This window comes from Luteimonas sp. A649 (assembly GCF_054072735.1).
On record NZ_JBSVRQ010000001.1, the window covers coordinates 1886842 to 1902829 of the forward strand.

Genomic DNA, 15988 nt, shown 5'->3' on the forward strand with positions numbered 1-15988 from the left:
GGCGCGGCCATGGCGGCGCGGATCCGGCATCGCTGCGCCGGGCATGGATCGAGGCCGACTGGCCGGCGCCGCCCGGCGTGCGCGCGCTGGTGACGCTGCGCCGCGGCGCGGGCGCCTCGATGGTGCCCTTCGACCGTTTGAACCTGGGCAATGCGCGCGGCCAAGCCGGCGACGATCCCGTCATCGTGGCCGCGAACCGCGCCGAGCTGGTGGATCGCGCGGAGCTGCCTTCGGCGCCGCACTGGCTGCGCCAGGTGCACGGCACTGCCGTGCTGCGGGTCGACGCGCCCTTGCCGCCGGGCAACGCGACCACCGAGCGCGGACGCATGGCGGCGGAGCCGGAGGCCGATGCCGCGGTCACGGATGTCCCCGGCGCGGTGCTGGCCATCCTGACCGCCGACTGCCTGCCGGTGGTGCTGGCCGCGCGTGACGGCAGCGAGGTCGGCGCCGCGCATGCGGGGTGGCGCGGTCTGGCGGCGGGCGTGCTGGACACCACGGTGGCGGCGATGCACTCCCCGCCGCGCGATCTCGTGGCCTGGCTGGGTCCGGCCGCGGGCCCCGCTGCCTATGAAGTCGGCCCCGAGGTGCGCGATGCCTTCGTGGCCGGTGATGCAGGGGCCGATGCGGCGTTCGTGTCCACGCGCCCGGGCCACTGGCACGTCGATCTGTACGCCCTGGCGCGTCGCCGGTTGCAGGCCGCGGGCCTGGCCGCGGCGGACATCCACGGCGGCGGGCTGTGCACGATCACCGATCGCGCGCGGTTCTATTCCCACCGGCGCGACGCACGCACCGGCCGCATGGCCACGCTGGCGTGGTGCGATCCGCGTTGACCGGCAATCGATGCAGGCGGGGATTGATCCGGGCGCTGCGATAATGGCCGTTGTTTCCCCCCCACAGGAATCCGACCATGACCGATACCCCTACCGACCTGGGCGGCGCCACCGCCGCTGTCGCCGCGCGCGATCCTGCTACCGCAGGCTTCGTCTTCAACCACACCATGCTGCGCGTCAAGGACGCGCGTGCGTCGCTGGATTTCTACACCCGCGTGCTCGGCTTCAGCCTCTTGCGCAGCAACGATTTCCCGGAGGCGGCGTTCTCGCTGTACTTCCTGGCGCTGGTCGATGACCTGTCGGCGATGCCGGAGGAGCCGGAGGCGCGCCAGCACTGGATCGCCGGCCTGCAGGGCGTGCTCGAACTGACCCATAACCATGGCACCGAAGACCAGGACGGGCCGGTCTACCACGACGGCAACAGCGAGCCGCGCGGCTTCGGCCACATCTGCCTGAGCGTGCCCGACCTGCGCGCCACCTGTGCGCGCCTGGAGGCGCTGGGCGTGCCGTTCCAGAAGCGCCTGGAGGACGGGCGTATGAAGCACCTCGCCTTCATCAAGGACCCGGACGGCTACTGGATCGAACTGATCCAGCCTTCGCCGCTCGACTGACGCTTTTTTCACCACGTCGGGGCCCTGTTCCCTGGCGTCGGTCGCGTTGTCGATTGCCTGCGCCGGTGGAACGGACCGGCGCGCGAAGCCGCCCCTGAAGTGCGTGCTGCATCACTACATGACAGTACGCCCGCACCTAACATTTGCATCTGCGGAACAGGGGATCGAATTGGTTATGCACGCCACGACCACCGGCCATGCCGGAGTGGTCAGGGTCTTGATCATGGGCACGGATATGCCCACCGAGCAGGCGCTGCTGCAGCGTCTGCAATCGATGTTCGCCGCCTCCGCGCCGGATGCGTCGAACACGGCCGTTCCAGCGCCCGCGCTGGCCATCAGCGACGACCTGTCCACCTGTGATCTGCTGGTGGTGCGGGGCAGCAGCGCGATGTCACGGGTCGGCCTGCGCATGGCGGAAACCCGTCCCGGGGTGGCGTTCTGGACGCTCGACGACGATGGCAGGCTGCATGACGGCCGCAGTTCGCCGCCGGTGCCGCTGACCGACGCGGCCATCCGCGCGGTGCTTGCGGCTGGCGGAGACGGGCGCGACGAAGACATGCGTCCGATCGCACGCGTGCTGCGCGAGCGCATGGTCGCCGGCCAGGGCCTGGCCACGCTGGTGCGCGGCGGCGAGCCGCAGGCGCTGCTCGACTTCGACCGTCGCCTGGCGGTGCCGCTCGCCGGCGTCGAGGATGGCCTGGCCACGGCGCTCGCCCGGGATTTCCACCAGTTGCGCCTGGAGCCGCTGACGGCCCGCGACTTCAACAACGGCATGTCGTCCACGCCGCCGGTGCCGCTGGCGCCGCTGCTGTGGAACATCGCGCTGCAGGTCGAGGGGCCGGTGCCGCTGTTCGATCCGATGGACCGCCGCACCGTGCTTTCGCTGCGGCAATGGCCCGACTTCCGCGCGATCGCGCGCCGCCACGACCATTTCCGCCTGTGCTGCCTGCTGCTCAAGCGACCCAGCACCACGGTCGAAGCCTGCGAGCTGCTGGAGCTCGATGCGGCCACGGTCGATGGCTTCTTCAACGCCGCATACCTCAGCGGCCATGCGGATACGGGTCGGCACGAGCACGCCGTCTCGCCGCTCGCGGTGGCTGCCGCCGCTGCCCGCGCGCGCCCGCGCAAGAGCGGCGGGTCGGCACTGGCGCGGATGTGGCGCTCGGTCCGCAACAGCATGCAGGTGGGGACATGATCGAGCACAAGATCGTCATCCTGGGGTCGATGGGCGCCGGCAAGTCGACCCTGGTGCGCACGGTCGCGAACGATCGTGTCGTGGATACCGATGTCGACAACACCGATGCCGCGTCGGAAAAGCTCGCCACCACGGTGGCGATGGACTATGCCGATGTCGCGCTGCCCAACGGCGACCGCATCCGCCTGTTCGGCACCCCGGGGCAGGCACGCTTCTCCTTCATCTGGCCGATCCTGCTGGAAGGCGCGGCCGGCGCGGTCGTGCTGCTGGATGCCAGCGGCGCGGAGCCCGCCGCCGAGCTGGACCGCTACCTCGACGTGCTGGGCGAGCACGCGCCCGCGGTGCCGGTGGCGATCGGGCTGACCAAGCTGGACCTGGCCGACGCCACGGTGGCGCAGCGCCTGGCCGCGCATGTCGGCACGCGTGGCCAGGCCGTACCCCTCGTGCCGGTGGACGCGCGCGTCGCCGGCGACATCCTGATGCTGATGGACATATTGATGATCCAGATCGACACCGCGGACCTGGTGGCCACCCATGGCTGACGCATCCTTGCGCACTCCCCGGCCGTCCGACGCGCAGACCGCGCGGATCCGCGCCGAACTCGACGCCTTCGCCGACGCCGTCCCCGGGCTGCGCAACGCCGTGGTCGCCAGCGTCGACGGCTTCGCGCTTGCCGAGGCCAGCGGGCAGGGCGACAACGGCGAACGCCTGGCCGCGATGACCAGCTCGATGCTGGCGCTGGCCAAGGCGGTGACCCGCGAACTGGCGCTGGGCAGCATGGAAGTGCTGATGATCGAAGCCGACCAGGGCAAGGTCCTGATGCTTTCGATCCCGGTGCCCGCGCGCCCGCTGCTGCTGATGGCGGCCTGCAGCCAGCGCAGCGTCATCGGCAACGTGCTCTGGAGTGCGCGCGAGTGCAGCCAGAAGATCCTTTCCGCAACAACCTGACCACAACACAAGGACACCGAAATGGCCAACCTGAAGCAATCCCTTGATGAACTGATGACCCTCGACGGCGCCCAGGCCGTGTCCCTGGTCGACTACAACAGCGGCATGCTGCTCGGCGAAGCCGGCGGCGGCATCGACATGGAAGTGGCGGCGGCCGGCAATACCGAAGTGATCCGCGCCAAGCTCAAGACCGCGAACTCGCTGAAGCTCGACGACAGCATCGAGGACATCCTGATCTCGCTCGGCAAGGCGTACCACATCCTGCGCCCGGTGGCGTCCAAGCCCGGCCTGTTCTTCTACGTCGTGCTCGATCGCAGCAAGTCCAACCTCGCCCTGGCACGCCGGAAGGTGCTGGACGTGGAAGGCGCGCTGGAGCTGTAACGGTTGCGGGACACTCAGCGGGCGGCGAGCTTGCCCAGGAAATCCCGCCGCCAGGCGTGGATGTCGTAGCCCTCGATCCGGTCCATCATCGCGCGCCAGCGCTGCTGGCGTTCGGGCAGCGGCATGGCGAGGGCCTGGGCCAGTGCATCGGCGACGCCGTCGATGTCGTAGGGGTTCACCAGCAGCGCGGTGTCGAGTTCGCGCGCTGCGCCGGCGAAGCGTGACAGCAGCAGGACCCCGGGATCGGCCGGGTCCTGCGCGGCGACGTATTCCTTCGCCACCAGGTTCATGCCGTCGCGCATCGGCGTGACCACGCCGACATGGGCGGTGCGGTAGAAGCCGGTCAGCACTTCGTGCGCGAAGTTGCGGTTGACGTAGCGCACCGGCGTCCAGTCGGGCGTGGCGTGGCCGCTGTTGATGTGGCCGGCCAGCGTTTCCAGCTCGCGGCGCAGCAGCCGGTATTCCGGCACGTCGCTGCGCGAGGGCGGGGCGATCTGCAAAAAGGTGAGCTGGCCGTTCTGGTCCGGGTGCCGTTCAAGGTGGCGTTCAAAGGCGCGGAAGCGCTCGGGCAGGCCTTTGGAATAATCCAGGCGGTCGACGCCGATCGCCAGCCGGCGCCCGCTGAGGCTGTCGCGCAGGCGCCGCACCGGCAGGCGCTTCATCGCGCGCGCCGCCTGGCCGGCGATGGTGGACACGTCGATGCCGATCGGGAACGCACCGCCGTGGAACTGGCGGCCATCGGGCGTGGCCAGCACGCCGGTGCCGACCACGCCGCCGCCGCCGTACAGGCGCACGTAGTCCTGGAAGCGTTCCAGGTCGCGTTCGGTCTGGAACCCGACCAGGTCGTACGACGACAGCGCCGCGAACACTTCGCGGTGTTCGGGCAGCGCCGCCAGCAGGTCCGACGACGGCATCGGCACGTGCAGGAAGAAGCCGATGCGGTTGCCCACGCCGCGCTCGCGCAGGCGCTGCGCCAGCGGGATCAGGTGATAGTCATGGATCCAGACCAGGTCGTCCTCGCGCAGCTCCGGCGCCAGGCGGTCGGCGAACAGTTCGTTGACGCGGCGGTAGCCGGCATAGGTCTCACGGGTGTAGTCCACCAGGTCCATGCGGAAATGCAGCAGCGGCCACAGCGTGCGGTTGGCGAAGCCGTTGTAGTAGTCGTCGAAATCGCGCTTGGACAGGTCCATCACCAGGTAGCGCGTATCGCCCTCGCGCTCTTCGTGCATGCCGCCTGAGGACCCGGTGACCGTGCGCCCGCTCCAGCCAAACCACAGGCCGCCGTGCTCGGCGAGCGCGGCCCGCAGCGCGACCGCAAGGCCGCCGGCCCGGGCTTCGCCGGGCAGGGAAACGCGGTTGGACACCACCACCAGGCGCGCCATCTCAGGTGGCCGCCGACCACGGGCGCGACAGGCGCATCGCGGCCATCACCACGCCGACGTGGGAATACGTCTGCGGGAAGTTGCCCCAGGCCTCGCCGTCGTCGAAAGCCATGTCCTCCGACAGCAGGCCGAGGTGGTTGCGCCGGGTCAGCAGGCTTTCGAACTGCTGCCGGGCCTCGTCGACGCGACCGATGGAGGCCAGCGCGTCGATGTACCAGAAGCTGCAGATGGTGAAGCTGGTTTCCGGGTGCCCGAAGTCGTCCGGCGCGATGTAGCGGAACAGCGAGGTGCCGCGCCGCAGCTGGCTGCCGATGGCCTCGACGGTGGCGATGAAGCGCGGGTCGTGGGCGTCGATGAAGCCGAGGTCGGCGAGCAGCAGAAGGCTGGCGTCCAGGCGCCGGCCTTCGGCGGATTCGACGAAGTGGCCGAGCTCCTCGTCCCAGGCGTGCGCGAGGATGTTTTCGCGCATGGTGTCCGCGCGCTGGCGCCAGTGCGCGGCGCGCGGTGCGATCCCCAGGTGGGCGGCGATGCGCGCCAGCCGGTCGCAGGCGGCCCAGCACATCACGCTGGAATAGGTGTGCACCTCGGCGCGGCCGCGGAATTCCCAGATGCCGGCGTCGGGCTGGTCGTACAGGGCCCAGGCGCGGTCGCCCAGCGGTTCCAGGCGGTGGAAGGCCTGCTCGTCGCCGGGACGCACCAGGCGCTGGTCGAAGAACAGCTGGGTGGCGGCCAGCACCACGCTGCCGTAGACGTCGTGCTGCTTCTGCACCCAGGCCAGGTTGCCGCGGCGCACCGGGCCCATGCCGCGGTAGCCGGCGAGTGCTGGCACGTCGTGCTCTTCGAGCTTCGCTTCGAAGGCGATGCCGTACAGCGGCTGCAGCCCGTCCTCGCCGGTGGCGAGGTTGAGCACGTAGCGCAGGTAGGACTCCATGGTCTGGGTGGCGCCGAGGCGGTTGAGCGCACGCACCACGAAGGCGGAATCGCGCAGCCAGCAGTAGCGGTAGTCCCAGTTGCGCTCGCTGCCCGGTGACTCCGGGATCGAGGTGGTCATGGCGGCGACGATGGCGCCGGTTTCCTCGTACTGACAGAGCTTGAGCGTGATCGCGCTGCGGATCACCGCGTCCTGCCATTCCAGCGGGATCGACAGGTAGCGCGACCATTCGCGCCAGTAGTCGAGCGTGAGGCGCTCGGCGTTGCGTGCGAAGCCGGGCACGGAGCTGGTGAGCGTTTCGTCGGGGCCGAGCACCAGGTGGCGCTCGCCGTCGAGCTCGAACGGCAGCGATTCACGCACCAGGCGCACGGGCACGTCGCTGGTCAGGCGCAGGGTGAAGCCGGGCAGCAGGTAGCGGATGTGGTTGCTGCCCCAGGTCTGCTCCGGCACGTCGGCGCCGTAGTTCGCCAGCGGCCGCAGCACCACGCGCACGCGCGGCCGGCCCGCGAGCGGGCGCAGCCGGCGCACCAGCATCACCGGGCGGTAGAAGCGGCCGTGCTGGCGCCAGCGCGGCATGAAATCGGTGATCTCGACCGCGCCGCCGTGGCGGTCGTGCAGCACGGTGCGCAGCACGGCGGTGTTCTTGATGTAGGCCTGCTCGGCGCTCTCGAAATCCTCGAGTTCGATGGCGTAGTCGCCGCCCCCGATCTTCGGCGAGAGCAGGGCGCAGAAGGCGGGGTCGCCGTCGAAGGCGGGGATGCAGCACCAGCTGACGCGCGCGCGGGCGTCGACCAGCGCCGCGACGCTGCCGTTGCCGATCAGGCCGAGCTCGAGGCTGGCCTGCCCTGCCGTTGTGGGAGCGGCTACAGCCGCGACGTTGCCTCCGCTCACGGCCGCGCACCGATCCAGGCGTGGACCTCGGCCGGGCCGGACAGGCCAAAGTGCGCGGCGCTTTCACGCGGCCGGCCCACCAGCACGCTGACGCCGCCGTGCGCGTTGACGGCGGCGAAGCCGGCTTCGTCGGTGATGTCATCGCCAGCGAACACCGGTCGGCGACCGGCGAAGGGTGGCTCTTCGAGGAAGGCCAGGATGGCCGCGCCCTTGTCGGCGCGCCCGCCCTTGTGCGCGGCGGGGCGCAGTTCGAGCACGTCGTTGCCGGGCTGAAGGCGGTAACCGGGCAGGCGCGGGAGGGCGGCGATGGCGAAGGCCTGCAGTTCGCTGGCGGCCTGGGGGGCGGCGCGCCAGTGCAGCGCGAGTGCTGCGCCCTTGTCTTCGACGATGGCGCCGGGATGGCGGGCGGCGACCTTTTCGGCTTCGGTGCGTACCAGGGCGAGGGCCGCGGGCGCGCGCGGGGCGCGGTGGCCGCGGCGCCCGTGCCGGCGTTCGAGTCCGTGCAGGCCGGCGGCGGGCATGACGTGCGGTGCGAGCAGGGAGTCGAGCGTGGCCAGCGAACGGCCGCTGACCAGGGCCACGGCGCCGTCCAGGCGCCTGTGCAGCGCATGCAGGGCATCGCGCAGGTGGCCGGGAACGCTGACCTCGTCCGGGCTGGGCGCGAAGTCCAGCAGGGTGCCGTCGACATCGAGGAACAGCGCGCAGCTGTCGTCGATCGGGGGCGGCGGCGGGAGCACGGGGGTCTCGACGGCCATGGCCCCATTGTGGCGCAAGCAGTGTGAGTGTTCCCGTACGGGTCCGGCTCCCCCTCTTTTGTGGGAGCCGCTATAGCGGCGATCGCGGCTATAGCCGCTCCCACAGTCGCCCCCGAGCTCCCACAGCTTGAATCAGGTGGCACCAAGCCGCATTTCCGGGGTATTGCCGGATATCCCGGTTCGATACCGAGGCCTCACCATGCGAATGGACAAGCTCACCTCGCGGTTCCAGCAGGCGCTGGCCGACGCGCAGTCGCTGGCCGTGGGCCGCGACCACAACCTGATCGAACCCGCCCACGTGCTGGCGGCCCTGCTTGACGAGCAGGGCGGCGGCAGCGGGCCGCTGCTGGCCCAGTCGGGCGTGAACGTGCCGTTGCTGCGCGAGCGCTTGGGGGAGATCCTCGAGCGGCTGCCCAAGGTCTCCGGCCAGGCCGGGCAGGTCTCGCTGGGCAACGACCTGGGGCGGCTGCTCAACCACACCGACAAGCTCGCGCAGCAGCGCGGCGACGCCTTCATCGCTTCCGAACTGTTCCTGCTGGCGGCGCTCGACGACGGCGGCGACGCCGGCCGTGCGCTCAAGGCCGCCGGTGCCGACAAGGTGCGCCTTGAGGCGGCGATCGAATCCATGCGCGGCGGCGACAAGGTCAACGATGCCAGCGCCGAGGAAGCGCGCCAGGCGCTGGAGAAGTACACCATCGACCTCACCGCGCGCAGCGAGATCGGCAAGCTCGATCCGGTGATCGGCCGCGACGAGGAGATCCGCCGCACCATCCAGGTGCTGCAGCGGCGCACCAAGAACAACCCCGTGCTGATCGGCGAGCCCGGCGTAGGCAAGACCGCGATCGTCGAGGGCCTGGCGCAGCGCATCGTCAACAACGAGGTGCCGGAAGGCCTGCGCGGCAAGCGCGTGCTGTCGCTCGACATGGGCGCGCTGATCGCCGGCGCCAAGTACCGCGGCGAGTTCGAGGAGCGGCTGAAGGCGGTGTTGAACGACCTGGCCAAGAACGAAGGCCAGATCATCCTCTTCATCGACGAGCTGCACACGATGGTCGGCGCCGGCAAGGCGGAGGGCTCGATGGACGCCGGCAACATGCTCAAGCCGGCGCTGGCGCGCGGCGAGCTGCACTGCATCGGCGCGACCACGCTCGACGAGTACCGAAAGTACGTGGAAAAGGACGCGGCGCTGGAGCGGCGCTTCCAGAAGGTGTTCGTGGGCGAACCTTCGGTTGAGGACACGATCGCGATCCTGCGCGGGCTGAAGGAAAAGTACGCGGTGCACCACGGCGTCGAGATCACCGACCCTGCGATCGTGGCGGCGGCGACGCTGTCGCACCGCTACATCGCCGACCGCAAGCTGCCCGACAAGGCCATCGACCTGATGGACGAGGCCGCTTCGCGCATCCGCATGGAGATCGATTCCAAGCCCGAGGAGCTCGACCGCAAGGAGCGGCGGCTGATCCAGCTGAAGATCCAGCGCGAGGCGCTGAAGAAGGAGAAGGACGCCGAGTCGAAGCAGCGCCTGGCCGATCTTGAAGCCGAAATCGCCACGCTGGAGCGCGAGTACAACGACCTGGAAGAAGTGTGGAAGGCCGAGAAGGCCACGGTGCAGGGCGCGACCAGGGTCAAGGAGCAGATCGAGGCCGCCAAGCTTGAACTCGAGGCCGCGCAGCGCCGGCAGGACTTCGCGAAGATGAGCGAGATCCAGTACGGGCGGCTGCCCGAGCTCGAGAAGCAGGCAAGCGCGGCGAAGGAGGCCGAGACCCGCGGCTTCACCCTGCTGCAGGACCGGGTGACCGCGGAGGAAATCGCCGAGGTGGTCAGTCGCTGGACCGGCATCCCGGTGAACCGGATGCTGGAGGGCGAGCGCGACAAGCTGCTGCGCATGGAAGAGCACCTGCACGCGCGCGTGGTCGGCCAGGGCGAGGCGGTGAAGGTGGTGTCGGACGCGGTGCGCCGCTCGCGCGCCGGCCTGAGCGATCCCGATCGGCCCAGCGGATCATTCCTGTTCCTGGGCCCGACCGGCGTCGGCAAGACCGAACTGTGCAAGGCGCTGGCCGAGTTCCTGTTCGACAGCGCCGACGCGATGGTGCGCATCGACATGAGCGAGTTCATGGAGAAGCACGCGGTGTCGCGGCTGGTCGGTGCGCCTCCGGGCTATGTCGGTTACGAAGAGGGTGGTTACCTGACCGAGGCCGTGCGCCGACGCCCGTACAGCGTGATCCTGCTCGACGAGGTCGAGAAGGCGCACCCCGACGTGTTCAACATCCTGCTGCAGGTGCTCGACGACGGCCGGCTCACCGATGGCCAGGGCCGCACGGTGGACTTCCGCAACACCGTGATCGTGATGACGTCCAACCTCGGCAGCCAGATGATCCAGGAGCTGGACGGCGACGGCTCGCCGGAGGCCTACACGCAGATGAAGGCCGGCGTGATGGCGGTGGTGCAGTCGCACTTCCGGCCGGAGTTCATCAACCGGCTCGACGACATCGTCGTCTTCCATCCGCTGGACAAGACGCAGATCCGGGAGATCGCGCGCATCCAGATGCGCGGGCTGGAGAAGCGGCTGGGCGAGCGCGGCATCCGCATCGAGGTCAGCGACGCGGCGTTCGCACTGCTGGGCAATGTCGGCTTCGACCCGGTGTATGGGGCAAGGCCGCTGAAGCGCGCGATCCAGCAGCAGCTGGAGAACCCGCTGGCGCAGAAGATCCTGGCCGGGGAATTCGGGCAGGGCGATACCGTCCGCGTGGAGGTCGAGGGCGGCAAGCTGACCTTCAACTGAGACCCCTGTTTCACGCAGCCCTGTGGGAGCGGCTATAGCCGCGATAGGCGGTGTCATGCGGCATCGCAGCTATAGCTGCTCCCACAAGGGCGGGAATCAGGCCCGAACCGGCCGATACGGCGGCGTCGCCATCACCATCTCCGCCAGCGAGTAGGCCAGTTCGCGCTCCGCCAGCACCGCGCCGTCGGCGCCATGTTCCAGAAGGTGCTTCACCTCGGCGTCGCTGTGCGCGCGCGCGAGCACGGTGATCGCGGGGTTCAGGGCCTTGAGCCGGGCGATCGTCTCGCCGGCTTCGAGCGCGTTGGGGATGGCGAACACGGCCATCGCGGCACGTTCGGGCGCGGATTCCAGCATCACCGGCTCCGAGGCGGCATTGCCGCGCACGGCATGCAGGCCCCGCTCGCGGGCGGCGTCGACAAGTTCGGCATCGTCCTCGATGACCACCAGGGGCACACCGCCGGCGGCGAGCAGGATCGCAAGCTGCCGGCCGACGCGGCCGTAGCCGACCACGATGGCGTGGCCCGACAGCGATTCGGGCAGGTGGTGGCTGGCGGCGTCCTCGGCGACTTCGCGGGCGGTGGCGCTGGCGGCCTCGGCATCCGCCTTCGCGTCCTGCCGCAGCAGCCAGCGGTCGACCACGCCGAACGACACCGGGTTGAGCATGATCGAGATCAGCGCGCCGGCCAGCACCAGGTCCTGTCCTTCCTCCGGCAGGATCCCGAGGGTGACGCCCAGCGCCGCGATGATGAAAGCGAACTCGCCGATCTGCGCGAGGCTGGCGGAGATCGTCAGCGCCGTCGACTTCGGGTGCCCGAAGCCGCGCACGATCAGGTAGGCCGCCGCCGACTTGCCGAACATGATGATGAAGGTGGTGGCCAGCACCAGCAGCGGCTCGCGCACCAGGATGGCGGGGTCGAACAGCATGCCGACCGAGACGAAGAACAGCACCGCGAAGGCGTCGCGCATCGGCAGCGAATCCTGCGCCGCCTTGTGGCTGAGCTCGGACTCGTTGAGCAGCATGCCGGCGAAGAACGCGCCCAGCGCGAACGACACGCCGAACAGCTCCGCTGATCCCAGCGCGATGCCCAGCGCGATCGACAGCACCGCCAGCGTGAACAACTCACGTGACCCCGTGCCCGCGGTGCGCTCCAGCATCCACGGGATCACGCGCCGCCCGACCACCAGCATCACCGCCACGAACAGCGCCACCTGCACCAGGGTCTTGCCGATGGCAACCAGCAGCGTCCCCACGCCGACCGGTTCGCCGCCCGCGCTGCCGTAGACGCTGGCGACCGCTGGCATCAGCACCAGCGCGATCACGCAGGCGAGGTCTTCGACGATCAGCCAGCCAACCGCGATCCGTCCGCGCGTGGTCTCCAGCAGGCGCCGCTGTTCCATCGCCCGCAGCAGCACCACGGTGCTGGCAGTCGCCAGAGAGAACCCGAACACGATGCCGTGCAGCGTCGGCCAGCCCAGCACCGCCGCCAGCCCCCAGCCAAGCAGGGTGGCGACGCTGATCTGCACCACCGCGCCGGGGATGGCGATGGACTTCACCGCCATCAGGTCGCGGATCGAGAAGTGCAGGCCGACGCCGAACATCAGCAGGATCACGCCGATTTCCGCCAGCTGCGGCGCCAGCGCCTGGTCGCCGACGAAGCCGGGCGTGAACGGCCCGGCGATGATGCCCGCCACCAGGTAGCCCACCAGCGGCGACAGCCGGAGCCGGTGGGCCACCAGCCCGAGCACATAGGCCAGGACGAAGCCGGCCGTGAGGATCGCGATGAGCTCGGTGTGGTGCGGCATCACGGGCTCCCGCCGGGGGGCTGGGACAGGATAGAGGCAATGTGGGAGCGGCTACAGCCGCGATACCGCGGATCCAATCGCGGCTGTAGCCGCTCCCACAGGAAAAAGGGCCCGTCCATGTGCCCTTCGATGGCTACCAGCTGTAGCCGATCTTTCCGTACACGAAGGCGCCGTTGAAGCCGAAGGGCGACAGGTTGCTGTACGGGAACTGGCCGTTGGTGGAGTTCGGGAACGTGTTCTCGTCGGGATACTCGTTGAGCAGGTTGTCCGCGCCCAGGGTGAAGGTCCAGTTGTCCCGCCTGTAGGCCGCCGAGGCATCGAGCAGCCACTTGGCGTCGTAGGTCTGGTCGTTGGCGGCGTTGGCGGGACGGGTGGTGACGCTGCCGTAGCGGGTGGTGGCCAGGGTGAAGTCCCAAGCGTCCAGAGACCAGGTGCCCGACAGCAGCAGCTTGGTGTTGGGGAAGCCGTCCTCGATCCGACCGATCTCGGTGCGGTCGATGCGCTCGAGGTTCAGGCCGGCCTGCTCCAGCTCCTCGGGGTTGGGCGCGATGCGCGTGATCTCGGTGTCCGTGTAGTTGTAGCCGCCAGTGAGGTTGAGGCTGCCGTTACCGAGATCCATGCGGTAGCTCGCCACCACGTCGATGCCCTGGGTGCGGGTATCGATGGCATTGGTGAAGTAGCGACCGCCGTTGACGCCGAAGATGCCCTGCGATTCGAGCAGCGCGCGCACGTCGCTGCCGGTGAGGTTGGACGAGAGCGCGATGCGGTCGTCGACTTCGATGTGGTACGCATCGATGGTGACGTAGAGCGCGTCCACCGGCTGCAGTACCAGGCCCAGGCTGTACGACAGCGACTCCTCGGGCTGCAGCGGATCGGCACCGAAGGCCTGCGCCACGGCGCTGGAGGCGGGGAAGGTGCGGATCTCGAACGGGTCCGCGATGCCGGCCAGGAAGATGGTGCTGACCGTCTGGAAGTACTGCTGCGCCAGCGACGGCGCGCGGAAGCCGCTGGCCACCGTGCCGCGCAGGGCGACCGCGTCGGTGAACGCGTAGCGTGCGGAGAGCTTGCCGGACGCCTGGCTGCCGAAATCGTCGTAATCCTCGTAGCGCCCGGCGATGCCGCCGGAGAACTTCTCGGTGAAGTCGGCCTCGAGCCCGGCATAGACCGCGTGGCTGTCGCGCGAGTACGCGCCCGAGACTTCCGGCGCAAATCCGCCGAAGCCCTGCGCGCCGCCGGGGCGGCTGAGGTCGGGCTGCGCATAGGAGCCGTATTCGCCCGGTGACTGGTTCCACTTCTCGTTGCGGAACTCGACGCCCATCGCCAGCGTCGCCGGGTAGGCCAGGCCGAAGTCGAGCTGCCGGCTCACGTCGAAGTTGGCGATGTTCTGGGTGGTCTCCAGCGCGCCGTCGTAGAACGAGGTCGGCGAGCTCGCGCCGATGCTGGCGTTGAGGGTGTTGCGGGTGAAGAACTCGAGGTTGTTGTAACCGTGGTTGAAGCTGAGGTCCCAGCTCCAGGCCTCCCCGAACGCGCCCTTGAGGCCGGCGACGATGGCGCGGTCGCGCGAGACGTTGTTGATCTCGGGCAGGAAGCCGTCCGGGTAGATGGACGGGATGTTCTGCGAGGGGTTGCCCGGCGCGCGGAAGAACGCGAACGAGGTGATGTCGCGGTTGCTGATCGAGCCGAAGGCGTACAGCGCCAGCGTGTTGCTGATGTCGAAGCCGGCGTTGAACGAGGCCGCGGCGGCGTCGACTTCCGGGTCGCCGATGACGAAGGCCTTCTGGCCAAGCTCCGGCTGGGTCGGCCCGGGCGTGCCGGCGAAGGGACGCGCGCGGTTGGTGCGGTCCTGCTGGTTGAGCTGCGCCGACAGGTGCACGAAGCCGCGGCCGTCGGCCAGGCCCAGGCCGGTGTCGCCGGCGAGCTGGGTCTGGGCGCCATCGCCCGCCGAGTACTGGCCGTGGCTCACCGACAAGCTGCCGCCTTCGGACGCGCCCTTGAGCACCACGTTGACCACGCCGGCAATGGCGTCGGAGCCGTACTGCGCGGACGCGCCGTCGCGCAGCACTTCCACGCGTTCGATGGCGGAGATCGGGATGGTGTTGAGGTCCACCGGCGCCGAGCCGCGGCCGATGGTGCCGTTGAGGTTGAGCAGCGAGGAGGCATGGCGGCGCTTGCCGTTGACCAGCACCAGCACCTGGTCGGGTGACAGGCCGCGCAGCTGCGCGGGGCGGATGGCGCTGGTGCCGTCGGTCAGGGCCGGGCGCGGGAAGTTGAGCGAGGGCAGCGCGCGCGCCAGCGCGGTGGCAAGCTCGGTGGTGCCGGTGGCCTGCAGCGCTTCGCTGCTGATGATGTCGATCGGCGACTGCGATTCCGCCACGGTGCGGTCGGCCACGCGCGTGCCGGTGACGATGATGTTGTCGAGGCTGGTGGCGTCGCGGCGTGGCTCCTGCGCCTGGGCGGCGAGGGCGGGGACGAGCGCTGCGGACAGGGCGAGGGCAAGCGGAGACAGTCTCATCGGCGGATCCTTGCTTGGAGGGAAAGAGTCAGGCGAACACGCGCTCGCGCATCCAGCGCGTCGCGATCCATTTCTCGCCGCGGATGACCGGGGCACCTGCGTGGAATGACATCGGGTCGGTGCGCGACTGCGCATCGGTGTAGGCGAAATAGACGGCGCTGCCCTTGTGCGGCGAGATCGACAGGCCGCTGTCGGGGAAGGTGGTCTCGCCGCCGGCCTCGACGTCGGCGAGGTAGATCACCAGGCTGGACACCCGCTGCCCGCCGTTGTTGAGCAGCACCGCCTGCCCGGGTTGGTCGATGTGGAAGTAGTCGAAGTGCGCCTGGTACTCGGCGCCGACGCCGTAGCGCATGATCTGGAGGGGCTCGCCGCGCTCGGTCGGCACGCCGGTGATCCGCGCGATGCGGGCGTCAATGCGCGACACCAGCGGCGATTCTCCGCGCTTGACCGACGCCAGCTCGCTGGTGCGGCGCTGGTCGATCTCCGACCCGCCGCGCTTGGAGTCGACCACGCCGGCCCGCTTCAGCCGCGGCTGGGCCTCGGCAATCAGCGCGTCGCATTCAGCGTGGGTGAGCACGTTCTCGAACAGGACCACGTGCGGGCGCGCCGAGCGGAACGCGATCCGGACGTCGCCGTGGTCGCAGGCGATGGCGTGGCCGATATCGGCCGGGATCGCGGCCATGGGCAGGAACGGCGGCGCCTTCACGTCTCCCCTGGCGCCTGCGGCCGGCGCGACGGGTGCCTGCACCAGCCCGGTCGGCAGCGCATGCGCCACCGGGGGCTGGCCGGCGGCGGCGCGCGAAAACCCGGCTTTGAAGCCGTCGGGATCGGTGAGCACGGCGTTGTAGAGCTGGCGCACCTGGATCTCGGTGAAGCCCTGCCGCGCCATCGCCGGCAGCACCTGGTCGACCCGCGCGCCCGCGACCACCTGCGAATGGAGCCAGGCTGCGACCTGGACGCTGACCTGCAT

At 69.7% G+C, this 15988-nt stretch carries 13 protein-coding genes; 7 read left to right on the forward strand and 6 right to left on the reverse strand.

Annotated elements, in window-relative coordinates; genetic code table 11:
* The first annotated feature begins 32 nt into the window (after window positions 1-32).
* From pgeF to ACW5E8_RS08780, 6 genes are all read left to right on the forward strand, one after another.
* A complete protein-coding gene (gene pgeF / locus ACW5E8_RS08755) occupies window positions 33-830 on the forward strand; it encodes a peptidoglycan editing factor PgeF (protein ID WP_456965281.1) in 798 nt (265 codons plus the stop codon).
* Between the two features lie 77 nt (window positions 831-907).
* Window positions 908-1441 (forward strand): lactoylglutathione lyase, encoded by a 534-nt coding sequence (gene gloA / locus ACW5E8_RS08760; RefSeq protein ID WP_456965059.1) that lies wholly within the window; start codon window positions 908-910, stop codon window positions 1439-1441.
* Window positions 1442-1664: 223 nt separating this feature from the next.
* Entirely contained in the window at window positions 1665-2636 is a 972-nt protein-coding gene (locus tag ACW5E8_RS08765) for a hypothetical protein (protein ID WP_456965060.1), read from the forward strand.
* Window positions 2633-3178, forward strand: coding sequence for a GTP-binding protein (locus ACW5E8_RS08770; RefSeq protein WP_456965061.1), 546 nt, complete (start codon window positions 2633-2635; stop codon window positions 3176-3178). The genes ACW5E8_RS08765 and ACW5E8_RS08770 overlap by 4 nt, the downstream gene beginning before the upstream one ends.
* Entirely contained in the window at window positions 3171-3584 is a 414-nt protein-coding gene (locus tag ACW5E8_RS08775; RefSeq protein WP_456965062.1) for a roadblock/LC7 domain-containing protein, read from the forward strand. Before ACW5E8_RS08770 ends, ACW5E8_RS08775 begins: the two co-directional genes overlap by 8 nt.
* Before the next feature lie 21 nt (window positions 3585-3605).
* Window positions 3606-3965: a hypothetical protein gene (locus tag ACW5E8_RS08780; protein ID WP_456965063.1), complete on the forward strand. Its 360-nt coding sequence runs from the start codon at window positions 3606-3608 to the stop codon at window positions 3963-3965.
* 14 nt (window positions 3966-3979) lie between these two features.
* Here ACW5E8_RS08780 and otsA read toward each other — a convergent pair whose 3' ends face one another.
* The 3 genes from otsA to otsB are packed head-to-tail and all read right to left on the reverse strand — an operon-like array spanning window position 3980 to window position 7924.
* The gene (gene otsA, locus ACW5E8_RS08785) at window positions 3980-5347 is read right to left on the reverse strand and encodes an alpha,alpha-trehalose-phosphate synthase (UDP-forming) (protein WP_456965064.1); all 1368 of its coding nucleotides are present in this window, start codon (window positions 5345-5347) and stop codon (window positions 3980-3982) included.
* 1 nt (window position 5348) lies between these two features.
* Window positions 5349-7169 carry a glycoside hydrolase family 15 protein gene (locus tag ACW5E8_RS08790; RefSeq protein WP_456965065.1) on the reverse strand — a complete coding sequence of 607 codons (1821 nt, stop codon included), beginning with the start codon at window positions 7167-7169 and terminating at the stop codon, window positions 5349-5351.
* Entirely contained in the window at window positions 7166-7924 is a 759-nt protein-coding gene (gene otsB / locus ACW5E8_RS08795) for a trehalose-phosphatase (RefSeq protein ID WP_456965066.1), read from the reverse strand. Before otsB ends, ACW5E8_RS08790 begins: the two co-directional genes overlap by 4 nt.
* Window positions 7925-8123: 199 nt before the next feature.
* Here otsB and clpB point away from each other — a divergent pair, with 199 nt between their 5' ends.
* Entirely contained in the window at window positions 8124-10703 is a 2580-nt protein-coding gene (clpB, locus tag ACW5E8_RS08800) for an ATP-dependent chaperone ClpB (RefSeq protein ID WP_456965067.1), read from the forward strand.
* Window positions 10704-10799: 96 nt separating this feature from the next.
* On the opposite strand, the gene ybaL is transcribed toward clpB, so the two are convergent.
* The 3 genes from ybaL to ACW5E8_RS08815 all read right to left on the reverse strand — a co-directional run bounded on the left by ybaL (window position 10800) and on the right by ACW5E8_RS08815 (window position 15988).
* Window positions 10800-12506: a YbaL family putative K(+) efflux transporter gene (gene ybaL, locus ACW5E8_RS08805; RefSeq protein ID WP_456965068.1), complete on the reverse strand. Its 1707-nt coding sequence runs from the start codon at window positions 12504-12506 to the stop codon at window positions 10800-10802.
* Window positions 12507-12639: 133 nt separating this feature from the next.
* Window positions 12640-15018 (reverse strand): TonB-dependent receptor plug domain-containing protein, encoded by a 2379-nt coding sequence (locus ACW5E8_RS08810; protein ID WP_456965069.1) that lies wholly within the window; start codon window positions 15016-15018, stop codon window positions 12640-12642.
* Between the two features lie 28 nt (window positions 15019-15046).
* The gene (locus ACW5E8_RS08815; protein ID WP_456965070.1) at window positions 15047-15988 is read right to left on the reverse strand and encodes a 2OG-Fe(II) oxygenase; all 942 of its coding nucleotides are present in this window, start codon (window positions 15986-15988) and stop codon (window positions 15047-15049) included.